Below are 23,368 nucleotides of genomic sequence, written 5' to 3'. Positions count from 1 at the left end.
TTTGCGAACTCAACTTAACTACTCAAGCTGGTTTGTCCCATTTTATTCAGCCATTCCGACATTGCGTCCATTACCGGATAGCGCAAATCTTCGCTCTGCAGTGCAAATTCAAGTGTGGTCAAAATATATCCAAGCCGCTCGCCGACATCATATCTTGTTCCGTCAAAATTATAGGCATATACCCGTTCGCTCTGATTCAGCTTCTGAATAGCATCTGTCAACTGGATCTCTCCGCCAGCACCTTCTTCCATCAAATCGAGATACTTAAAGATCTTCGGAGTAAACACATACCGGCCCATGATCGCCAGATTGGAAGGTGCCGTACCCAGTGGCGGCTTCTCTACAAAATTGTTAACCCGATACAATTTACCGTCCTGCAAATCCGGTTCAATAATACCGTAACGATTCGTGAATTCATCAGGAATCTCTTGAACTCCGATAACCGAGTTTTGTGTTTCTTCATATTGATCGATCAGCTGCTTAAGGCAAGGTACGGCTCCTGTGACGATATCATCGCCTAACATGACACCGAATGGCTCATCTCCGATAAACCGTCTTGCACACCATACGGCATGACCCAGACCCTTTGGTTCTTTCTGGCGGATATAGTGAATTTCCACCTTGGCTGAACGCTGAACCTCTTTAAGCAGATCCAGTTTTCCATCTTCCAGAAGCCTAGACTCCAGCTCAAACGCATTGTCAAAATGATCCTCAATAGCTCTTTTACCTTTACCAGTAACAATGATGATATCTTCGATACCGGAAGCAATAGCTTCCTCCACAATGTATTGAATCGTTGGTTTATTGATAATCGGAAGCATTTCTTTAGGCATGGCTTTCGTTGCAGGAAGAAAGCGCGTACCTAGTCCTGCCGCGGGTATGATTACTTTTTTTACTTTTTTCATCGCACTTTACCTCCTAAAAGTTTTGTGAGCATTAGCTTCAATGATCCCACTTCATACAAAACTCACTTCGAAAGCATAAACTTAAGTTTTGTAAGTATTAGCTTCAATGATTTCACTTCGGGCAAAACTCACTTCGAAAGCATAAACATTTACTTCGCCTGGTTCATGGCAATTCCGATTAGATTAGAGCCGGTCTGTTCAAGCAGCGTCTTCGCTTTGCGAATCGATTCCCGTTTGGACTTTCCGTATCTGGCCACCAGGATTACGCCGTCCGCTTGTGGCGCCAATATACGAGCATCACTGAAGTCGACTGCCGAAGGAGAATCCAGTAGGATCAGATCGTAGTTTTCTTTTAGTTCCTCGAGCAAAGCGGTCATTTTAGGGTTACCTAGCAAATCCGGCGGACTAACCTGAGTCTTACCCGCCGGGATGACCGAAAGATTGGCCAGATTTCCGAGGACAGCGATGTTATCCGCTTCCTCTTGCCCACTTAAATAAGCCGCAAGCCCGTCACTACCCTCTACTTCAAACACTGTATGAAGACCGGGATGTCGCAGATTGCAGTCCACCACCGCTACCTTCTTCCCATCCTGGACGAAAGACACCGCCAGATTCGACAAAATCGTCGTCTTGCCTGCTCCAGCTTCTGCTGACGTAAAGAGCAGCACTTTCCCTCCGCTATCCTGTGCTAATCCAAGGTGGCGTATATATGTGCGTAGCGATCGGAACGATTCCGAGATATGCGAGGATGGATTAACGTCCGTAACCAGACTCTTATTTAGCCGTAACATAAGCACCCTCCTTCACTCTTGTGTTGCCGCCTGCCGCCTTACCCAAATCGCGTTTACGAATGGTTGCGATCGAAGCAATTACCGGAAGACCAAGGTCATATTCCGCTTCCTTTTCAGACCTTAATGTGCCGTTAAGTGTTTCCATCAGCAAAATAATTCCTAGAGCAGCCATAAGCGATACAACAAAGCTTATAATGAGATTCATCGCAAACCCGCCGTTCGAGGGCCCTGGAACATCAGTCGGATCGGCCGGTGTCAGCAAGATAACATTGTCTACCCTCATCAGCGATGGCAATACACGAATGAATGTCTGCGAAACCGCATTTACGATCCCGGCAGCTTTGGTGTAGTTTTCATCCTGTACATTTAGGTTGATCACCTGACTCTTCTCTGAAGTTTTAATCTCAAGCTTCTGACTTAGTTCATCAGCCGTCAGACCAAACTCCGTGTGATTTTCTATTACGCTTTTCATGATGGTCGGTGATTTCATAATTTCCTTGTAACTCTCAATTAAATTCAGGCTAAAGCTCAAATCGTTAAGTTTGTTGCTCTCGGGAGCCTTGGCAATGTTGTTGACAAGCAACTGTCCGGAAGCGGAATAGACGGGTTCAACGAAGTTTTTACTAACATAGTAAGTCGTAGCACAGGAGATCAAAACGAACACCATGATGAGCCAAAACCTTTTTTTAATCAGGTTAATGTAATCCAGAATCGTCTTTTCCACAGTAACCCTCCTTCCGCATAAATTACATTCTGAAATAATTCATGAAAGTTTCAGTTGTTGCTTTAATTCTATCAATCCACATCATTCGCCACATGGGTCATATCATTACTTTCCTGTTCACTTTGGAGTAAGGTGTTTTACACCGTAAGAGGGGGTGATGGTATACCTTAGTACCATATTTAGGGCTAATTTAAATTTTGACGTACAAAAAAACACGGACATCCTGTCCGTGTTCATGTACAATGCTTATGAATTATTTCAATTTTCACTCATAAGACATTTCATATTTGGTTAAACCGACAGCATTTGCATAAAGCGCCGCCTGTGTACGATCAGCCACCTGTAATTTTGCTAAAATCTGACTGACATGCTTCTTCACCGTAAATTCGCTAATGAAAAGGCGTGAGGCAATTTCTCTGTTGCAAGCGCCCTGTCCCAACTCGATCAGAACTTCCTTCTCTTTGGGTGTCAATTCATCCGTTGGGCTGCTTCCGCTCATGCGCATTTTATCTTCCATCAGACCAGGATCGTAATACTTCCTGCCTTTGTGCACTAATTGGATAGCAAACAGTAACTCCTCCGGCAACGCCTCTTTCAGTACATATCCATCTACCAGTACTTCTTCAGCCTTCAGGAAATCTTCTCTGCTCGCAGATGACGTCAACAGAATGAACTTACTAACGATACCACGAGCACGTGCTGTCTTGATGACATCCAGCCCCGATTCATCTGCTAGCTTAAGATCAATCAGTACGAGATCAGGCTGCGTCTCCTCAATCACAAGAAGCGCTTCTTGACCATTCGTTGCCTCACCCGCAAACTGCACATTCGGTTGCATGGAAATGACAGATGCCAGTCCTCTTCTAACTAAAGGATGATCATCAACAATGACGATTTTCACAGAAACGACCTCCCGCCTAAAGTTTATGCATTCTTTAATTCAGCTACACCGACAGGAATTGAAATCATAATTCTTGTTCCTGAACTTTCATTACTGGACAACTGAAAGTCGCCACCGAGCGACTGGGTCAAATATTGCATATTCTTCATGCCAAGCCCGCTTACACTATCTTCGGATTCAATCCATAACAAATCAGTATCAAAACCAACACCATTGTCACAAATCAATAATCGGATCCAAGTCGGCTTCAGAGATAGCTCTACATCCACTCGACTGGCAGCGCCATGCCTGATGGCATTTCCAGTGGCTTCAGAGATAATCCGAAAAAGCGCCTTGTGGTAAGGATAAGGGAGACTAAAATCATCTCCCGTTATTTTTAAATCAATATCAACATCATTTAATCTGGATAAGCTCTTCAAATGTGATCTTACCATGCCCAACCATGTAGGCCCGCCGCTCTTCTTGGAGCTAAGACTGTAGATCGTGATCCGCAGTTCTTTAGCAACCTTGGTAGCAGAGTCATGAATAAGCTCAATTTGTTCTTCTAGCTCATGATCTGACATTCTCTTCCACGATTCCTTCAGCGAATGCGTCGCATACACAATGCCAAAAAGGCTCTGCGATACACTGTCATGCATTTCATCCGCAATCCGGTTCTGTTCGTTCGTGATGATCAACCGGTTCTCGATCACACCAAGCTCATGCCTTTCAAGAATATTCGCACTTAGCTCAGATAAGAATATCAATTGTTGAATATACCATCTGCGGCCTTCCAGCCCCTCTGCAGACTCCAGCCTGAGTCCAATCATCCCTACAAAACGGGTGCTCATCCGTACAGGCATCAGCAGGAAATCTCCTAATCCCGGAAGATTTCTAAAAATAGGCTCTCGCTGCAATCTCCATTCATGCTCATGTTTTCCCAGCTCTGAGAATAGGAACTGTTCCTCTTCCTGCTGCCAGCCGGTCTGCCTGCTCTGCGGAGCTGGTTCTCCGCTTTTCTTGGCGAACCAAAACAAAGCCTTGTCTAGCTTCGTTAGCTTAACAACATAATCGGTGATCACTTGACCGATATTCATGAAATCATGTTGGCTTGAGGTTTCCACGATATGGTACAGCGATTTGATATGCTCCATCGTCTCTTTCGTGCGAGCATTCGATTCTTCACGTTGCCACTTCATCCGATTAACGATCTGCATTATTATAACCGTAAGTACCAGTGTTAGAAACAGATTCCCATTTACAAATACAATTTCTAGAAAAGTTTTGTTCGCAGAATTGATAACAAAATAACAAAGCACCGCGAAAATACTGATGTAACTTAAGAGCAGCGACCATCCAAAATAAATGGACAATGAGCCCGCAGCAATCAATACAGGGTTTAGCACATAGAGCCTAAACGAACTCTCGTATCCACCGGTAAACAAGGTCAATGCAATAATTCCCACCATCTCTACACTAACAGCCAGGACGAGACTCTTTGGCCTGCTTCGTAACCTCCGATAACAAAATGAGAACGTTTGTGCAAACAGAAAGAGTATGGCAATAACAAGGCATTTATAAATTACGGAAGGTCCCGTTTGATCTAGAAGATACATGAGCGATGTGAGGGACAAAGAGAAGTACCTGTAATACGCAATCAGTTTGTCTTCTGCAGTTGGCTTGATTCTCATCCCACCACCCTATTCTCCAGTTTTTTGGAAAATGCGAGATTGTACTGTGTTCGATAAAAGCATCATACATGAGAAAAATCACAATAACAAGTTGACATTATCCATGTTTGCGCTTCCATTTGAAAAATAGTTACAAAAAATTTATTATTTTTTTAGAAGGATTTATTCCTAAATTTTGGTATTTATTCCGTTATAGTTAATAAGAACTAACATATATATGTAAAATACATCCATTATTTTCAACATAACTTATAAAACGACACCATTATACAAATTTAAATAATTGTCAATGGGACTCTAGTAGAGTCATGTCGTTTTATATGTTGCTTCGGCAAAGTTGGGGCGCGATCCCCATATATTTTTTAAATAAACGTGAAAAATAGAACGGATCATTATAATGAAGCATACCAGAGATTTCTTTCACTTGTAATGAGGTGTTGAGAAGCAGCTTTTTAGCCTCTGCCATTTTAAGACGGTGAATATATTCATGAAGCGGATAACCGCTACTACGACGAACAAGACGACGAAGTGTAGACATCGAAATATGATGTTTAGCCGCAATTTGTTCTAGGTCCATTTCACCATAAATGCATAAATTAAGGTCCTCACGGATTTGACGCATATAATCTGCCTGGGCATTCCAACTTTTTTCTTCTATTATAAATGAACACTCCAATAGCATTCTTTCAACGAGTAATGCGGCCCGATCCGCATCTGCAGGTTCTCCACTCTCCATACGCTCTAGCACTTCTTCAAATAAGGTCGAAAGACCCATGATCGAATTTGCTTGGAACACATTCCCGCCAGCAATTAGACCCGACTCCAGCCATTCCGATACACGTGTCCCATTAAAGTTAATATAATACTCATCCCAGCTCCCTCCAGATGGTGGACCGAAATTGTAACTGTATCCTGGGCGAAAAAAGAATAAGCTGCCCTCACGCACCTGCTGTTCTTTACCCGAAGTTTCCATATAAGTGCCGCCACCAGATACTATGTAAACAATTGCCCAGTGTTCAAAGATTACGCCCGACCGGAATAACGTTCTTCCCGGCAAATGACCGGCTTGTCCTACTCTTATATTTTTAAGCTTCAGCTTGGAGGACTCAACCTTCGGATCAATAATTCGTATTGGATATGGACTGATCATATAATCCATGTGCTTGGACATTATAGACATTCCTCCCCTTGTTTAGTAGTGATAAGGTTATTGTGAAGTTGATCATATTCTACATGAATAAGAGGTGTCCACGCTATGCTTAATCATTCTACACTACTGCTTGTACCTAATCCGCGTGAAATCACATTGTCCGAAGGTTCATTCCGTTTCCCAATAAGCGGAAGCATCGTGCTTCCTAGTACGGGAGAACAAGGTGCAATGCCGGCTGCACAAAAGCTGCAAGCTGTGATTAAACAAGCCTTAAATCTTCATTTAACCTTATCCATTGGCACACGCCCAACGGTAGTATCCGCTTGTATCTTTAGCTATGTGCCATCCTTATCTGAGCAGGCATATGAGATTGTTATTGATCAAAGCGGTATCGTTGTCTCCTATAGTTCACCTGTCGGGGCTTTCTACGCCGTAGCAACCCTGAAACAAATTATTGAGCAAAGCGGAAGATCTATTCCTCATCTGCATATTCACGATGAACCTGATTTTGGAGCTCGCGGGATTACCATTGATATCAGCCGCAATAAAATTCCGAAGCAAGAAACCTTGTACCGAATCATTGACCTTATGGCCGATCTGAAGATGAACCAAGTTCAGCTATATATAGAAGGTGCTCCGTTCGCGTATGAATCTTTCCCTCAAGTGTGGGAGCTTGAAACTCCGATTACTGGCGAGGAAATCTTGCTTCTAGATGCCTATTGTAAGGCGCGATATATTGAGCTTGTTCCCAACCAGAACAGCTTTGGACATATGGAAGGCTGGCTTTCCCGTCCTGAATTCAATGCTTTGGCGGAAATTCCAGAGGGATTCATGCTTCCTAAGGAATTGTACATGGCAGATGTATATCCAGAAGGGTTATTTATGCATCCCGGTACGTTTGACACCGAAGACCCTGCCGTACTCCCTCTGCTAGAAAAAATGTTCGATGATCTGCTTCCTTACTTTACCTCTAATCAGTTTAATGTAGGCTGTGATGAGACGTATGAGCTAGGTCTTGGCAAAAGCAAAGCGCTAGCTGAATCACAAGGCAAAGGTCAGATCTATTTATCTTTTCTTCAGAAGATTTATGAACTCGTTACGAAACGCGGCAAAACGATGCAATTCTGGGGTGATATTATTATCCAGCATCCTGAGCTGATTCCTCATCTTCCTAAAGATATTATTGCAATGGAATGGGGATATAGTGCGGAACATCCTTTCGAGTCGGATACCCTCAAATTCCGTGAAGCAGGTATTCCTTTCTATGTGTGCCCAGGCACCAGCTCATGGAACTCCATTACAGGGCGTAGCGACAATATGTTTGCCAATCTGCGTAGCGCTGCTATTCATGGCAAGAATAACGGTGCCATCGGCTATCTCATTACCGATTGGGGGGATCACGGACACTGGCAGCATCTCCCAATCAGCTATACTGGATATGTTTACGGTGCTGCACTTGCCTGGAATGTAGATAACAATCTAAAAGTGAACACTGCAAAGTATCTAAATACATTCATCTTTGCCGATCGCTCCGAGGGTATTGGTCAACTACTCCTTGATCTCGGCAATTACTATCAGCTTGAATCCGAGATTATTCGTTCAAATGATACGGAAATGTCCCTGCTTCTTCGCACTAATCTCGACAATTTGTTAATTGTAGAGAAACTTACCGAAGAACATTTCAACAATCTCGAAGAATACATGCTCTCTATCGAGGCACGACTCTCGGGACTTGATCTACAATGTGATGATGCTGATCTTGTCCTAAAGGAACTGAGTAACGGAATCCATTTTGTGAAACACGCTGTGCAGCTTGGCAGAATCAAACTGCAGCTGGCATCCTCACCAGATTCGATTGACCCTAACCTGATTACGGAGCAAATCAATGATTTGAATGTTCTTCTTCATCAATATCGTCTATTGTGGACCGAGCGCAACCGACTCGGTGGCTTGGATCAAAGTATTTGGAGACTTCTACGTCTAAGAGGTCAATACGAAGCATTGAAATCGAAGTAATTTCCTCATCCTAGCTACGCTTGGCGAGTTTAACGTTAAATCTAGCGTTTTCGACTCGCTAAGCGCAGCTCTTCATATTGATTCTCAAGCATCTCCCGTTCCCGCTCCTCATGCTTTTCTCTGCCAATTCCCTCTTTCATACTTTCCTCATCCTCATAGATTTGCCACAAATCAGAGAACAAATAATCCTTGATTTCTACTGTTTTTCCATTCAAGATCCCGTTTCTCCAAATAAGACCCGCAGAGGTACGCATCACAATGCGGCCGTCTGGCGTTTCAGCCTTTTGCCCCATTCGAATCGTCATAAGCATTTGACCCAAAGTATAGCACTCCATTTGTCCTTAAACCTCCTAAATTTTAGTTGTAATGGAATAAAGAGAAGGATATAATCAGGGCGAAAGAACCAGGTTTTTGTAATTTCATTAGAGGAGGGATGCAATGTATTGGCTAAATGATTACGAAGAAGAACTCCGCTTAGTATTTCAAGAGAGCAAAAAGATCATCTCCGAATTTCCAGCGCCTCTAAATTCACAAGGCATGTCCTATCTTGAACATTTTAACGTATTTAATGCGGAAAGCCACAAAAATTACATATGTTATCTATTACCCTTTTGGCTTCAGAAAGGCTGCGGACTCTCAGCAGAAATTACCCGTCAAATGTCGATGGGCAATGTCTTCTTTATGCTATATTTTTTCATACAAGATGACCTGATGGATAGCAAAGAATCCTCTACATACGAAAGACTACCTTTGGCGAACCTGCTCTATGTTGAATTTTTGAATATCTACAGAGGTTTATTTCCGAATGACTCCTCTTTCTGGACTTCATTTAATCGCTATATTGCTCAATGGGCAGACAGTGTTAGTAATGAATCCACCAGCGATTATTTTCTTAGCGATCGAATCAAAATCTCTTATAAAGCCAGTCCGCTCAAATTATCCAGCACTGCTGCCCTTCTTCTATCTGGTAAAGATTCTCTTGTACCGCAGACTGAGGAAATGATCGACTCCGTTCTACTTACCCTACAAATGCTTGACGACTATGAAGACTGGAAAGAAGATTTAGCAGAAGGCAGCTATAATTGTATACTCTCACTTACACGGAGTAATCTATCCACTGATAAAGAAACCTCACTCACATCGAATGAGGTCGAATTTTTCCTATTCACTGCAAGCGGACTACATACCTATACCGAATTAGCGCAGGATACACATCATAAAGTGATAGCTTCCAGCTTAGATGTACCTCATCTTCTTGCATTTCATTCTATGCTAGTGACGAACTTACAACAGATCTCTGATTCGATTGAAGCAGAAAAGCAGCTATTACAAGGTGGAGGCTTATTTTATTATCTTTCAAAAAATATACAATAATTCTATTATTTTGTAGAAAAAAGAATAGTATTAGAACAATTGCTATGTTATATTATTTAAGGTAAATATATACATTTTGGAAAGGGTGATTATTATGTCAGAAGCAGTTCTTAGAAATCAAGTCATTCAAAAGGCATGGGAAGATCCAAGTTTCAAGCAAAGACTACTCGCAGATCCAAAAGCAGCTCTCCAAGAAGCGCTAGGCGTAATCATTCCCGACAGCGTTACCTTGAAAGCCGTTGAAGAAGGTTCAAATGAATTCTATCTTGTAATCCCACCAAGTCCATCATCAGATGTATTGAAAGCAACCGCAGCCCCACGCGGTTCTTGGTAAGACAGCAAGATTAACCTCATAGGGAGTAGGAATCATCCGGGGCTTCTGCCAATGGCAGTATGGTGATGGATTCGGTTCCTACTCCTTTTTTGCTTGTAAATCTTACTTCGCCATGCATAGCTTCTATGATACGAAAGGTGACCATCAAGCCTAATCCTGTTCCTTTATTTTTCTTCGTGAAATACGGTTCTCCGAGTCGGTGCAGAACATCAGCGTCCATTCCCTCCCCATTGTCTTTGATGTGAATAATCACTTTATCATCTTCGCCGTACACCGACATATAAATGAACCCTTCCTCCCTGAAAGATTCAATGCTGTTCTTGATAATGTTGATGAACGCCTGTTTAAACTTCGAGGAATTTCCTTTTACCCATAATGGACCGGATACATCCAGAATCATCTTTCCTCCATTGATGTGACAAAGAGGCTGCATAATGCTCTCAATATGCTTAAATTCATCATATAAATTCAGGCTAGAGATCGTCTCAAATTCCGGTTTAGCAAAGGTCAAGAAATCGGTAATTATATTAGATGCGCGATCAAGTTCGCTTAAGGCCATTGACATATAAATTTGTTCTTCGTTAACGGACTTCTCGCTAATCAGCTGAAGGAAGCCTCGAGTTACTTGTAGTGGGTTTCGCACTTCATGGGCTACGGATGCAGCAAGCTCGCTAATGATCTCCATTTTTTCTGAACGCTCCAATTCATTGTTGAAACGCTCTAATTCTCTAGAATAATTAACAACCTGTTGATGGCTATAGGCCAATCTTCGCTCCAGAATTACGATCAAGGAAATAATGAAGACAACAAGCCCCCACTTCCACAAGAACAAATCATAGTTCCCTTTTTGGATGTAATACCATAGTAGCTCTGCAACTACTGTAAACGCAGCGATCCCAAATCCAATAGCAAAAACATCAGCATCTTTATTTCCTTTAAGCGAGAACATAACCACACATACGATTAATAGAATGAATTGGAGGATGAAGATGAACCCTATAATAGTGGTAGAAACAAAATAATAGAACTCAATATAACGATTATTCGATAGGAGATTGATAAAAAGACATAGGAAACAAAAAGAGGAGTAAAGGACTTGAAATTTACGGAATTTTTGAATGATACTGAACTTACCGCAACCGAATAACTTTTCAAATAAAAAGGTGAGGGCCGGTAAAAGTGAAAAAAGGGCTAAGTCCAAGCAGACATTGCTGATTGGTCCCAATTTACTGTAAAAGGTATAAATGAAGGGGGAGTAGGTTAATGAAAGGATGCCTGTAGACGCTATAACCACTGCTAATGAGGCAACACTGGAGAAATATTCTTTGTTTATGTAAAAGGCACTTATAAATAGAACGATGGCCACCAGAAAAAAAGCGCAGCCCAGAATCACATCGCTTAGTCCATTCTCAATATATTTATTTATTAATTGACTGTGTTCACCAATCACAACACTATCTTTAATTCCGATTCTGTCTTGCATCGTTGCTGTCCAGATATATAGTGTTTTCCCGTTATCTTCTTTACTTAAAGGCAATAGCAAAGAATAATTATCCTTGATATAATTACGATCTTCCTCGAAGATCAAACGGTCCTCCACATAAACCTTCACATCAAGAGCATATAAAGTATCGATATACACCGAAGGAGATACATATGTAAGATCAGGTAAGGCAATACGGGTCCAAGAAGAGGATACCCCTGAAGGTAAATCTGGGATTCCCTTCTTAGAATCTACGTTCATCCAGCTTTGCTGGCCTTCACTCCACGGAACCTCTTTTCCTGTATTTCCTGTTTCAGGCCCCCATTTCATTTGCCACTTTGTAATTTCTTGAGATGAATATGGGTTTGCCGCCGATACAATAATAGAATCTAAACCTATCCAGAGGAAAGAAAGGATGATAACAATGTGGAGTATTTTAACCATCAAGCGCATATAGGCACCTCAGAAGGAAGTTTCAGAAACAATATTCTGTGTGTACTACTTCGCTCACTACACTACCCTTTCCTCCTAAAAAACGGAATAATCATAAATTTCTCCTAAATTTTTCTATACTTTGGTAACTTGATGATAATCTCCGTTCCTTCCCCCTTCTCACTTTGAAACTCCGTTGTCCCTTCCATCGCTTCAATAATTCGGAAGGTGACCATAAGTCCAAGCCCTGTTCCTTTTGTTTTATTAGAGTAATAAGGCTCACCCAATCGGGCTAGTTCACTGCCATTCATCCCTTCCCCGTTATCACGTACACTGATCATTACATGAGCTCCGGATTCCCAGGCTGTAACTCTAATCAGTCCATTATCCTGCAAAGCTTCGATGCTATTTTTTATAATATTAATAAAGGCTTGTTTGAATTTGGCAGATGACCCAATTACGCAGAGATCTGACTGTAGGTTGAGTTCAATCAGTCCCCCTTGCAAATTGGCAAGCGGAGAGAGAATACCAGAAACATGGCGTAACTCTTCGGATACATCAAGCCTTTCAATAGTCTCCAAGCCCGGCTTAGCAAAGGTAAGGAAGTCTGAAATAATAACCGTGGCTCTATCCAGTTCTGCGATGGCCATCTGCATATATTCCCTCTCCTTATGATCTGACCGTTCCCCTAGGATCTGAAGGAAACCACGGGTCACCTGTAAGGGATTTCGTACCTCATGCGCTACAGAAGCCGCTAATTCACTAATAATCTCCATCTTCTCGGAGCGCTGCAAATCATTATTGAACTTCTCAAGCCTACGAGAATATTCAACGAGTTGTTCATGGTTTCTCGTAAACCTTCTCCCTAGAATGACGATTAAAGATAATACGAAAAACATCAACCCCCACTTCCACCAATATAATTGATAGGATTCTCTGGATATGTAGTACACGACCAATTCAGTAAGAGATACAAAGGAAAATATAGTAAACCCTGTAGTGAAAACAATGGCATCTGCATTACCGCGATAAGTATGAATAAACGCCAAGCTTACCAATAATATAAATTGCAAAATCATAAAGATGCCTAGAACGTTAGTTGTCATAAATCTATAAAAGTCTTCCAGCTGATACGACAGAAGGATATTAACAACCATTAGAGAAAAACAGAATATAGAATAAACCATTTGAAATTTACGGAATCGGGTGACGATTTGTTTTTTCCCTGAACCGAAAATTTTCTCAAAATAAAATGTTAAGGATGGTAATAAGGTATACAAAGCTAAATCAAAAAATACAAGCACGATTTTCCCATAATCACCGAGGACGATCGGCAAGAACGAAGAATACGTAACCACTATTACTCCAATGGATAAAAGAATTAGCACCAGTAAAAATCCGTCTGTAAAAAATCCTTTTCTCATGAATAGCGAGCAAATCAAGAGCACAATAGCTACAAAGATAAACGTCGTCCCAATGATGATATCCAGTAAGCCCTGCTTCACATAAATGGACAACAACGTACTATAACGATCTACTCTAATTTCGCCTTCAATCCCTAAATCCTTGCTTCCTCCCTGGGTCCATATGTATAGTTTTTGCCCTCCATCTTCTTTGGATAGAGGAATTAGAATTTTGCTGCCGTTGAAATTATACTTATCCTCAGAATCGTATACTAACGCGTTATTCAGATAAGCCTTAACGCTATTTCCATATATCTTATTAATGAACAATGCTGATTTGTCACTTAATTGCGGCAAAGAAAACCGGAGCCACGCTGAGGATACACCTCTTGGTGTCTCTGGTTTATTATCTTGAGGCGTTACGCGAATCCATTCATCATCTGAAGCTGCTACAGCTTCTTCGACAGTCTCTACTTCAGTATTTCCAAATCTAATTTCCCAACCCGGCAGCGCAGAGTCTGATGATCCAGCACTCACTATCGCCGCACCGTAAGGCACTATTGCTGTTAGCAATAGAAATAATAGCAAAGTAGCCGCTATCTTTGGTTTTGGCAACTTCATCGTAGCACCTCAGTAATTCATTAGTTGTTTAAATGATCATATATGATTCTTAATTTCGACAACGTTCGCACTATTCCTGCCTATTCTTGTAAATTTTCTCGAAAAAAGACGTTATTTATCAGCGTTAATTCCCTGATTATTTGTAAAACGATTCGATCATAGGCATTCGGGTAAAGATACATAAGAGAAGTCCAAATCTTATCCTACTGAGGGAGTGAACGGCTATGGAAGATACACCTAATAAAACTGAAGCCGATTTTGTATATGAGCGTTATATACAAGCAGATATTGATGTAGATGATGTTGTCAATGAAGATGCCGACCCCGTGTTGGTTGGCGATAAATATTTGGCGGCGGATATTGGTTTAAACCAACCTGAGGAAACACTCGAAAGAAATGACTTACTGGAATCCGATGCATTCCTGGCTGCTGAAACGGCAGGACTAACAAGCAGGGATATGGATGATGCTGAGGACGAGGAGCTACTAGAGATGGAAGAGGAGGATCCGCCACTGGAGGATATTCCCGATGCAGATGAGGTGTATCCTGGATCCATCATCGATCCTGCTTCACCGCCAGTGGATGGCATGCCCGGAACAGACTTCTTAAACGGATCACATGGAGATTAGAATAAATAAAGCCGCCGGGCTAGAATCCGGCGGCTTTATTTGTTTTTCAATACAAGTGCTGACCTCAGTAAGGGTTACTATTGAAGCACTATGGTTATTCTGCTGAACGTGCTGCTGCGATTTGTGCATCCAGCTTGCGGGTCTTCACCAATACCGCTGCTACAAGCAGCATCACCCCATTGATTACAAACACCCAACGAATCTGGATAAATGCCCCAAGTAAGCCGCCTATAATAGGCCCGGCCATTGTCGCGAGTTGAGATGCCGCTTGATTGAGACCAAAAGCACGTCCACGAAATCCGGGCTCAATCACTTGTACAATCATTGCATTTACAGATGGAAGTACACCGGCATAAAACAAGCCATAAGCAAAACGAAGAACGGCGAATTCCACATAACCTGTAACAAAGAACTGCAGAATATTACCGATACCTCCACCAATTAAACCAATGAACAAGATCATTCCAAAGCCCTTACGGCTTCCGATTCTACCCCACTGCGGAGCCATCAGCACAGTAGCAATACCCACAGCAGAGAATACAATTCCTGAGCTAAGCGAGGCTCTGCTTTTGGCGATTCCCATGTCTAGCAAATGTATCGGAATAAGCGGCTCCAGAATCATAACTGAAAAGGTGCTAATCCCCGCCAACAATAGCAAAGTCATAAATGCGCGATTACTTCTCGCTTCCTTGATATCATCACTTACATGGGATCTCGGAGCAGATCGATCAAAGTTCTCCTCCTTAGCAAAGAAAGTAGCGATAAGTGCCGAAACAAGCACAATACCTGCTGAGAATAAAAAAGCAACCCGATTGCTAGTGTAAAAACTCACTAAACCGCCGATCAACGGACCAATGATACTACCTGTTGCTCCGGCCGTAGACATAATACTCAGCGCGTATCCTGTCTTATCTTCAGGAGTGTTCGTGGCCACCATGGCAATCGCAGCGGGAACAAATCCAGCGAGCAGCCCTTGCAGTACGCGCACGATTAGAAAGACATAAGGATCATGCACGAAGTAATTAATCAGATATAAGGCTGCCAAACTAAAGCCCGAGCGAATAAGCATCGGCTTCCGACCGTATTTGTCGGCGAGGGAACCCCAGTAGGGAGAAATTAAAGCGCTGGCTAGAAAGGTTATGCCAAAACTAACCCCAGACCAAATTTCCAAATGATTCGTAACCCCAAGCTCGTCACTCAAAAAAATAGAGAGGAACGGAATAGAGATCGAATACGCCGTACTACAAAAAAAGACACCCACCCAAAGCACGATTAAGTTCCGTTTCCATGAAAAGCGCATGATCTACACATCCTTTCTTGATGTTCTCGCGGAAACATTCCTATTATTGTAAACCTCTTTTAAGAATGTGCCAATCCCACAAGTCACAACTGACCTTTGCATGTAAAGGGACAAAGAGGTTATTATGAGAAGTACCTACGAGATTATTCAAGAAAAAGGAGAGATTGATTAGTGAAGTCTACAAGAGCAAGATCTGCTATCCTAATGGTCATGTTATGCCTGGTGATGGTTATTGCAGCGGGTTGCGGGAATAAGCCTACCAATAACAATGCCAGCAGTAATAATGGAAGCAGCAGCGGAGCAGCAGGAAATAACACAAGCAATGAGACAAATTCCGGGGCTAACGAAGGACTTCCTTCAGCTACAGCAAGCCACCCCATAGTGACCATTGAGATGGATAACGGTGGCATCATCAAAGCCGAGCTTTATCCTGAAGTTGCCCCTAATACTGTGAACAATTTCATCTCACTGATTCAAAAAGGATTTTATGACGGCACCATATTCCATAGAGTAATTCCTGACTTCATGATTCAGGGCGGTGACCCTGATGGTACAGGTATGGGTGGCCCAGGGTATAGTATCGCTGGAGAATTCTCCGGAAACGGGTTTACTAATAACTTGTTGCATACAGAGGGCGTTCTGTCCATGGCAAGATCACAGGCTCCAGATTCTGCCGGTTCCCAGTTCTTTATTATGGATGCAGCGTATCCAAGTTTAGATGGAAGCTATGCTGCTTTTGGTAAAGTTACCGAAGGCATGGACGTGGTTAAAGCTATTGTTGGTTTGAAAACAGACAGTTCAGATCGTCCGGAAGAGCCACCGGTGATGAAGAAAGTAACCGTCGACACACTGGGCGTCACTTACCCGGAACCACAAAAGGTACAATAACGAGCAAAAACGCCTTCGGCGTCCTTAACGGACGGTAAGCGTTTATGCGAGAAAAAATATAAGGATAATATATAGCGTGAAACTTATAAATTCTTATATTAAAAAAACTCGGTATGCTCCCATCCGGAACGTGATTCGGAGGGACTACCGAGTTTTTTTTAATATAAGCTTACCGTCCTTTAGGGACGACAATGGCGCTTTTATGTGAAAGACTAATTTAAGTACCTATGCGACCTATCCCCGTAGTGATCTTCTGCTAAGAGCATGTTGGCCGTTACGCAGGAAAGTACTACGAGTATTTCTTAATAAGGATATCCGTTCCTCTGCAAGCTGATTTGCCGCGACAGAAGTTGGAATTCCATTTAGACGTGAGATTTCCAGTACGCGGGTGATGTTATCATAAATTTTCGAAACCTGCTTAAACGCACGCTCCCTATTATAACCGTTCAACTCATCCGCGATATTAATAACGCCACCGGCATTAATCACATAGTCAGGAGCATACACAATGCCCATTTCGTGAAGAGTATCGCCGTGATAGGCCTCTTTTAACTGATTGTTGGCCGCACCTGCGATCACCTTCGCCTTAATTACCCGAAGAGACTCATCATTGATCGTTGCTCCGAGTGCGCATGGAGCATAAATATCACAATCTGCACTGATAATATCTGCGGGATCGACGGCTTTAGCACCATAAGCCTCTACCGCGCGCGCCACAGCTTCTTTATGAATATCGGTTACAATAAGCTGAGCGCCCTCTTCATGAAGGTGCTTGCAGAGTGAAAAAGCTACATTTCCAACGCCTTGAACAGCGACAGTCTTCCCTTCGAGTGAATCATTGCCAAATGCCGCTTTGGCCGCCGCCTTCATCCCTTGGTATACGCCATAAGCCGTAGCTGGTGACGGATTGCCCGAGGAGCCGTATGTAGGTGATGTACCTGTAACATAATCTGTCTCCTGATAGATTATGTTCATATCTTCTTCTGTTGTGCCAACATCTTCGGCAGTTATATAGCGTCCATTCAAGCCCTGTATGTATCTTCCGAAAGCACGGAACATCGCTTCGTTCTTATCCTTCTTGGGATCTCCTATGATTACTGTCTTCCCACCGCCTAAGTTCAGACCCGATACTGCATTTTTGTATGTCATTCCTTTTGCTAATCGAAGTGCGTCAACAATTGCATCCTCTTCTGTAGCGTAGGTCCACATCCGTGTACCACCCAGTGCGGGCCCCAGTGTTGTGTCATGAATGGCAATGATGGCCTTTAACCCTGATGCTTTATCCTGACAAAACAACAGTTCTTCGTAATCGTCCCGCTCCATTGCTGCAAACAATTCCATTCTTAATATCCCCTGTCTTTTTGTTATATTCCACATGTTGGTGATTACTCTTACCTCTCAAAGTATTGTAGCAGAATGCGTCGTAAAACAAAAAGAACCGCGTCACCCTCATAACTTCTAATGGATGACGCGGCTCTTATATGAATGCTACTGCACAGAATAGAGTGCAAGGGTCAGCATGCGTTACAGCTTAGCAATGGTTTCTGTAAGAACAGGTACGATTTGCGATTTGCGGGATACTACACCTTTGAGAAGTGCCTTATTGTCATCAAGCTTCACGTTGTACGCCTGTTCTACTGCTCCTGCAACACGGCCCAGAGCCAGACCTACGGAATCGTTATTGAGGATATCTGTAACTACGAACAGGAACAGATCCAATTCTTTTTCAGCAATAATGGAAGTAAGTGCAGTTTCCAGTTCGGCTTGCTTGGAGAGAACATCATTAACATCCACCGCGTTTACTTGTGCGATTTCTACTTTGTATTCACCCATTTTAAATTCCTTTGCATCCAAGGAAATCAGTTGAGCGATACTCTTGTCGCTAAGGTCAGCGCCAGCCTTCAACATATCAAGACCGTAGCTTTCTGCATCTACACCAGCGATTTCAGCAAGCTCGCGTGCTGCTGCTACATCTTCCGCTGTGCATGTCGGTGATTTAAACAACAAGGAATCGGAAATGATGGCAGACAGCATCAATCCAGCGATTTCTTTAGGGATAGCAACTCCGTTTTCTTTATACAACTTGTTAAGAATAGTAGCTGTACAGCCTACTGGCTCAGCACGATAGTACAACGGATGTGCAGTTTCAAAGTTTGCGATCCGGTGATGGTCGATAACTTCAACCACACGTACTTGATCAATGTCATTCGCACTTTGTTGGCGTTCGTTATGGTCAACAAGAATAACCTGATTGGCTTCACCAGCAACGTTCTCTACCAGACGAGGAGCAGCGACTCCGAAATGATCAAGCGCAAATTGCGTTTCACCACTAACGTCGCCCAGACGAACGGCCTCAGCATCCCAACCCAATTCCTTTTTGAGTGCAGCATAAGCAATTGCAGAACAAATGGTATCCGTATCCGGATTTTTGTGTCCAAAAACCAAAGTTTTTTCCATTTCCAATCTCCTTACTATGTTTTAGTGAGATTAATATACCATACATTGATAGCGGCTTCCAGATTGTCCAGTTTGAAAAAATGCTTTATGGCCATTCTAAGGCTGTTCACGTCTAGTCTTTGGAAGCGGATCTGGTTTGGTTTCACCATGCAGCGGTTCATTGTCCGAGAAAAGATCTGGATTTTCCTTCAACATCTGACTCAGAATATTCGTAGTTTCTACCGTCCCGCATACCCTAACCAGCGCATCTCCAAATTTCCCCTTTCGCATGGCACCACCTTCCTCAAGCTCGCGTTCCACTTTCCAAAAATGCTCCGACCAAGAGAGACCACAATGTCTGCGGGAAGGCACCATGATTTCATCTCCATCCGGTGTCACCGTGTATAACTCCTCATGACTATCCGTCATTCTACCTGGAATATCGACCCACTCTTCAATGCCATGAATGAACGTATTCCGCCGCAGATCAACGCCCAGCAGTACAATTTCCGCCTTCCGATCAAGCAGCTTGCCCCATGCTGAGCCACGGGCACACGGCGTATCCCAGCGTTCATCCCCCGTAGTGAACTGCTCAGCATCTGCACCTAAAGCCGCTACAGAATGTGTCGGATGCCAAGAGCGAATGACATCAGGACGTTTACGAAACAGTTCCGGTAATATACCTACACAAGATGGGGAATCTAGAACTGAGAACCGCGGATTATCCGCATTAATATAAGCCCATGTATGAGTTGGCAATACGAGCAGTCCGTCCTTCATATATTCACTGAGTACATCCAGTACTGTGTTCGCACCTCCATCTACTTCGCCAACGCTTTTTAATGAAGAGTGGACCAGAATGGTTCCGTGTGGATCAAGCTTCAGCTCCTGCAATTGTTTCATCAAGCTAGTTGTTGTGTGCATTGTACGCTCTCCTTATGTATGGATTAGATTTTGCGATTCATAAATATAAACTTGCAATTGTTTTAATTTACTATTAAAATTATAGTAACTTAATAATATTCACTAATTATTGAACGATCACAATATAACTTGCTCACATTCAGCATTTACACGGAGGTAATTTCACATGACTTTAACATTAAAAGGACTGCACCACGTATCCGCAATTACAGGCAAAGCGCAGGAAAACTTCAAGTTCTACACCGAAATCCTTGGACTGCGTCTCATTAAAAAGACAGTAAATCAGGATGATATTTCAGTGTACCATTTATTCTATGGTGATGAGAAGGGTAATCCCGGAACCGAATTAACTTTCTTCGAACTCCCGATGACGGGTCGCAACCGTGAAGGTAATAACAGCATCTCCGCGCTCTCTCTTCGAGTACCGAGCGATGCCGCACTTACCTATTGGGAGCAACGCTTCACTGAGCTTAACGTAGAGCACGGAACGATTCAAACACTCGGCGGTCGCCAGACTTTATCCTTCCGCGATCACGAAGGGCAACGTTTCATTCTCGTATCTGACGAAAATGATTACGGTGTAGCCGGCGGAACGCCTTGGGCCAAAAGCCCAGTACCTGCTGAGTACGGGATTATCGGTCTAGGTCCCGCACATCTTACTGTTGAAAGTGCAGAGCATACAGCGGTTGTACTGGAGCAATTGCTTGGCTTCCGCCGCAAAGGCACTTATCCTTCAAGCGTAGCGGGCCAGCCAGATGTGCTCGTATTCGAGACTGGAGAAGGCGGATCGGGCGCAGAAGTTCACCTGGAGGAACGTAATGATCTAGATCAGGAGCATTTAGGACGAGGTGGTGTGCACCATGTCGCATTCCGCGTGGATAATGAGGAGGAATTGAAGCAATGGGTCGAACATATACGCACAGCTCAGCTTCCTAACTCCGGATTCGTGGATCGTTTCTACTTCCGCTCCCTTTATTTCCGTGAGCCTAACGGTATTCTTTTTGAACTGGCTACTGACGGACCTGGTTTTGCTACTGATGAACCGATGGAAAGCCTTGGCGAATCCCTTGCCTTGCCACCTTTTCTTGAATCCAAACGTGAGCAAATCGAAGCTTATCTTAAACCGCTGAATACTCGGCAGTAAGATTCTTCAGTTCGTTTAACAAAAGGTGTGAGTCGCTTATGCGCTCACACCTTATTTTTCATTAATGATTAGCCATCTTCCCTACAATGTCTAATAGCTCCGACAGATCTCGAATTTCATATTTCGGTTGAACAGCCGATGTGTTCTCTTTACCCAACGGGTTAAACCAGCAAGTATCGATCCCATAATTGATTCCGCCTTGGATATCAGAGGTTAAGGAGTCACCAACAATCAGCACTTTTTCCTTATCCGAAATCCCCAATTTAGCAAAAGCATAATCAAAAATCCCTGTCTCCGGCTTCTGACAGCCAGCCTCCTCAGAAATAATGATCTGCTCAAATGTTTCACTAAGCGGCGAACCTTGAATTCTGGAGGTTTGCACTTCTTTAATTCCGTTCGTGATGATTGCTAATCGGCAGTCCGCAAGTTCCCCGCACAGCTCAATCGCTCCCTGAATCAGAAAAGTTCCCTCGCCTAAGAAACGTAGATAGGCTTCACTAAAAGCCTCAGGATTCAGCTCCAGCGCATTTGCAGCAAATAACCGATTGAACCGTTCCACACGTAATGCCGCCGAACTAATCTTCCCTTGCTCCAAATCCCGCCACAGCGCATGGTTGATCTCCTGATAACTGGCAGCATAGTCCTCAGCACCTGTTGGCAAACCAAAGTGTAAGAATGCGTTAGATAGTGCGTGGCTTTCTGCCATTCCGTAATCAAACAGTGTATCATCAGCATCGAATAAAATAACGTCGTATTTCATACAATATCCCCCAAAACTCTTTTCTCAAAAAGGTACTACAGTGATACAATCAAGTCAACTTATCAGCCAGACGACAAAAATTTACTTTTTTAAGGTAGTTTTAAGCGAACTGTGTTATTTTAAAAAGAAAACGGTGGTGAGCGTCATATTATACGTTTTATCGTTTCTAATGTCTTTTTCTATCGTATACTTTCTAATTCCGCCGCTCGGCAGACTGGCTTTCCGGCTTGATTTTGTGGACAAGCCCCGTCAAGACGTTGAGCGTAAAATCCATAGAGAACCTATACCGCTAACGGCCAGTTACGCCATATTCATCGGATTCTTTATCACTTATCTGGTATTTGCCCGTGAATTCTCCATGGAGACCGTCGCACTGTTTGCAGGAGGCGTGCTGCTGCTAACCATAGGTACCATAGATGACTGGTACAAAACAAAAGGTAAAGATTTCCCGGCACTGCCAAAAATGATTGTTCAGGTTAGTGCGGCTGTCCTTGTATATCTTTCTGGCAACGCATTTACAGGCTTCTACAACCCCTTCTCAGGGGATTATATCGTTCTACCCGTAGTATTACAGTTTCTGCTGACGATTATCTGGATCTTTGGCGTAACCACTGTCATTAATTTCTCGGACGGCATGGATGGTTTGGCTGGTGCTTTGACGGCTATTTCAGCTATAACACTATTTATTGTCGCATTAACTAAGGGGCAATCCTCTTCTGCGATTATGGCGATTGCACTCGTCGGCGTTACCATTGCTTATCTACGCTATAATAAACCGCCTGCCAAAATCTTTATGGGCGACGCCGGGGCAACCTTCCTCGGTTTTATTCTTGCGGTAATAGCACTCGACGGCGCGTTTAAGCAAGCCACAGCCCTGTCGCTATTCATCCCGATTCTGGCGCTGGGCGTTCCGATCTTCGACAATATTTTCGTCGTCGTCAAGCGCTTTATCCAAGGCAAGTCTATTTATCAGGCTGATGCTACCCAGGCTCATTACCGCCTGCTCCGTGCAGGTCTGAGCCAGAAGCAAGTCGTTGCCGTGTTATGCTTGATCAGCGTTTGTCTATCCCTATCCTCTATCATTCTGTTGTTGATCGAGACTTGATGTATTGTTAGCGAAGGAATATCGTTATAAACAAAGTATCATCAAGAAGGCCATTGAAGGAATAAAAACGAGCAAGTTTCCAGTATGGAGACTTGCTCGTTTCTTGTTTGAAGCTACTTGAAGAATCCGGATTATTATGGTCCTCGGGATCTAAGTTGGGCTGTGGTGCGTACGCCGATCTAACTAACCTTGGGGCTGTCTGACCCAGGAAGCGTTATTCGTCGACGATTCCCTTCCAATAACGACACCTGAGTCCGTTAGCTACACTCGCAAATTCTCAATTCAATGATTCCACTAATCGAACCTCCACTTAGTTCACTAATCAATGTTCTACTCAGTGTATCTACTCATATCCCAAATTTAACTCCCTGCCTACGC

21 protein-coding genes are annotated in these 23,368 nt (G+C 43.1%); 7 read left to right on the top strand and 14 right to left on the bottom strand.

From position 1 onward, the window contains the following. Positions 1–14: 14 nt before the first annotated feature. The 6 genes from galU to ACDZ28_RS13130 all read right to left on the bottom strand — a co-directional run bounded on the left by galU (position 15) and on the right by ACDZ28_RS13130 (position 6,162). On the bottom strand, positions 15–905 hold the full coding sequence (galU, locus tag ACDZ28_RS13155; RefSeq protein ID WP_036676615.1) for a UTP--glucose-1-phosphate uridylyltransferase GalU: 891 nt from the start codon (positions 903–905) through the stop codon (positions 15–17). 149 nt (positions 906–1,054) lie between these two features. Further along, positions 1,055–1,696 (bottom strand): CpsD/CapB family tyrosine-protein kinase, encoded by a 642-nt coding sequence (locus ACDZ28_RS13150; protein WP_076119863.1) that lies wholly within the window; start codon positions 1,694–1,696, stop codon positions 1,055–1,057. Next, entirely contained in the window at positions 1,680–2,420 is a 741-nt protein-coding gene (locus ACDZ28_RS13145; protein WP_375104889.1) for a YveK family protein, read from the bottom strand. The genes ACDZ28_RS13150 and ACDZ28_RS13145 overlap by 17 nt, the downstream gene beginning before the upstream one ends. Positions 2,421–2,685: 265 nt before the next feature. Next, the gene (locus tag ACDZ28_RS13140) at positions 2,686–3,321 is read right to left on the bottom strand and encodes a response regulator transcription factor (RefSeq protein WP_036676623.1); all 636 of its coding nucleotides are present in this window, start codon (positions 3,319–3,321) and stop codon (positions 2,686–2,688) included. A 23-nt stretch (positions 3,322–3,344) separates the two neighbouring features. Then, a complete protein-coding gene (locus ACDZ28_RS13135) occupies positions 3,345–4,991 on the bottom strand; it encodes a sensor histidine kinase (RefSeq protein ID WP_375104888.1) in 1,647 nt (548 codons plus the stop codon). A gap of 316 nt (positions 4,992–5,307) precedes the next feature. Continuing rightward, a complete protein-coding gene (locus ACDZ28_RS13130; RefSeq protein ID WP_042124422.1) occupies positions 5,308–6,162 on the bottom strand; it encodes an AraC family transcriptional regulator in 855 nt (284 codons plus the stop codon). Positions 6,163–6,246: 84 nt separating this feature from the next. On the opposite strand from ACDZ28_RS13130, the gene ACDZ28_RS13125 reads away from it, so the two are divergent. Continuing rightward, positions 6,247–8,157, top strand: a complete 1,911-nt coding sequence (locus tag ACDZ28_RS13125; protein ID WP_375104887.1) for a glycoside hydrolase family 20 zincin-like fold domain-containing protein — start codon at positions 6,247–6,249, stop codon at positions 8,155–8,157. Between the two features lie 41 nt (positions 8,158–8,198). Here the strand turns inward: ACDZ28_RS13125 and ACDZ28_RS13120 are convergent, their stop codons facing one another. Further along, the gene (locus ACDZ28_RS13120) at positions 8,199–8,492 is read right to left on the bottom strand and encodes a hypothetical protein (RefSeq protein ID WP_341110639.1); all 294 of its coding nucleotides are present in this window, start codon (positions 8,490–8,492) and stop codon (positions 8,199–8,201) included. A 103-nt stretch (positions 8,493–8,595) separates the two neighbouring features. Here ACDZ28_RS13120 and ACDZ28_RS13115 point away from each other — a divergent pair, with 103 nt between their 5' ends. Further along, on the top strand, positions 8,596–9,531 hold the full coding sequence (locus ACDZ28_RS13115; protein ID WP_375104886.1) for a hypothetical protein: 936 nt from the start codon (positions 8,596–8,598) through the stop codon (positions 9,529–9,531). 94 nt (positions 9,532–9,625) lie between these two features. Beyond that, positions 9,626–9,865, top strand: a complete 240-nt coding sequence (locus tag ACDZ28_RS13110; RefSeq protein ID WP_170880314.1) for an NHLP leader peptide family RiPP precursor — start codon at positions 9,626–9,628, stop codon at positions 9,863–9,865. A gap of 16 nt (positions 9,866–9,881) precedes the next feature. On the opposite strand, the gene ACDZ28_RS13105 is transcribed toward ACDZ28_RS13110, so the two are convergent. Continuing rightward, positions 9,882–11,801, bottom strand: a complete 1,920-nt coding sequence (locus ACDZ28_RS13105; protein WP_375104885.1) for an ATP-binding protein — start codon at positions 11,799–11,801, stop codon at positions 9,882–9,884. Positions 11,802–11,905: 104 nt separating this feature from the next. Further along, positions 11,906–13,804 carry an ATP-binding protein gene (locus ACDZ28_RS13100; RefSeq protein WP_375104884.1) on the bottom strand — a complete coding sequence of 633 codons (1,899 nt, stop codon included), beginning with the start codon at positions 13,802–13,804 and terminating at the stop codon, positions 11,906–11,908. Positions 13,805–14,028: 224 nt separating this feature from the next. Here ACDZ28_RS13100 and ACDZ28_RS13095 point away from each other — a divergent pair, with 224 nt between their 5' ends. Then, positions 14,029–14,433, top strand: coding sequence for a hypothetical protein (locus ACDZ28_RS13095; protein WP_375104883.1), 405 nt, complete (start codon positions 14,029–14,031; stop codon positions 14,431–14,433). Positions 14,434–14,527: 94 nt separating this feature from the next. Here the strand turns inward: ACDZ28_RS13095 and ACDZ28_RS13090 are convergent, their stop codons facing one another. Further along, the gene (locus tag ACDZ28_RS13090) at positions 14,528–15,733 is read right to left on the bottom strand and encodes an MFS transporter (protein ID WP_042124410.1); all 1,206 of its coding nucleotides are present in this window, start codon (positions 15,731–15,733) and stop codon (positions 14,528–14,530) included. 204 nt (positions 15,734–15,937) lie between these two features. Between ACDZ28_RS13090 and ACDZ28_RS13085 the strand changes: the two genes are divergently transcribed. Continuing rightward, a complete protein-coding gene (locus ACDZ28_RS13085; protein WP_375105346.1) occupies positions 15,938–16,621 on the top strand; it encodes a peptidylprolyl isomerase in 684 nt (227 codons plus the stop codon). A gap of 234 nt (positions 16,622–16,855) precedes the next feature. Here ACDZ28_RS13085 and ACDZ28_RS13080 read toward each other — a convergent pair whose 3' ends face one another. The 3 genes from ACDZ28_RS13080 to ACDZ28_RS13070 form a co-directional block, all read right to left on the bottom strand. Beyond that, positions 16,856–17,962 (bottom strand): Glu/Leu/Phe/Val dehydrogenase, encoded by a 1,107-nt coding sequence (locus ACDZ28_RS13080; protein WP_042124408.1) that lies wholly within the window; start codon positions 17,960–17,962, stop codon positions 16,856–16,858. 183 nt (positions 17,963–18,145) lie between these two features. After that, on the bottom strand, positions 18,146–19,078 hold the full coding sequence (locus ACDZ28_RS13075; protein WP_042124406.1) for a manganese-dependent inorganic pyrophosphatase: 933 nt from the start codon (positions 19,076–19,078) through the stop codon (positions 18,146–18,148). 96 nt (positions 19,079–19,174) lie between these two features. After that, positions 19,175–19,981 carry an AAC(3) family N-acetyltransferase gene (locus ACDZ28_RS13070; protein WP_076119854.1) on the bottom strand — a complete coding sequence of 269 codons (807 nt, stop codon included), beginning with the start codon at positions 19,979–19,981 and terminating at the stop codon, positions 19,175–19,177. Positions 19,982–20,147: 166 nt separating this feature from the next. On the opposite strand from ACDZ28_RS13070, the gene ACDZ28_RS13065 reads away from it, so the two are divergent. Next, on the top strand, positions 20,148–21,125 hold the full coding sequence (locus ACDZ28_RS13065; protein ID WP_375104882.1) for a ring-cleaving dioxygenase: 978 nt from the start codon (positions 20,148–20,150) through the stop codon (positions 21,123–21,125). 61 nt (positions 21,126–21,186) lie between these two features. Here the strand turns inward: ACDZ28_RS13065 and ACDZ28_RS13060 are convergent, their stop codons facing one another. Beyond that, the gene (locus tag ACDZ28_RS13060) at positions 21,187–21,885 is read right to left on the bottom strand and encodes a YjjG family noncanonical pyrimidine nucleotidase (protein ID WP_375104881.1); all 699 of its coding nucleotides are present in this window, start codon (positions 21,883–21,885) and stop codon (positions 21,187–21,189) included. A 169-nt stretch (positions 21,886–22,054) separates the two neighbouring features. Between ACDZ28_RS13060 and ACDZ28_RS13055 the strand changes: the two genes are divergently transcribed. Continuing rightward, positions 22,055–22,990: an MraY family glycosyltransferase gene (locus ACDZ28_RS13055; protein WP_042124401.1), complete on the top strand. Its 936-nt coding sequence runs from the start codon at positions 22,055–22,057 to the stop codon at positions 22,988–22,990. Positions 22,991–23,368 lie beyond the last annotated feature (378 nt).

The organism is Paenibacillus sp. RS8 (genome assembly GCF_041956825.1).
Classification (GTDB): domain Bacteria; phylum Bacillota; class Bacilli; order Paenibacillales; family Paenibacillaceae; genus Paenibacillus_AQ.
This window is presented reverse-complemented; position numbering and strand designations above follow the sequence as displayed.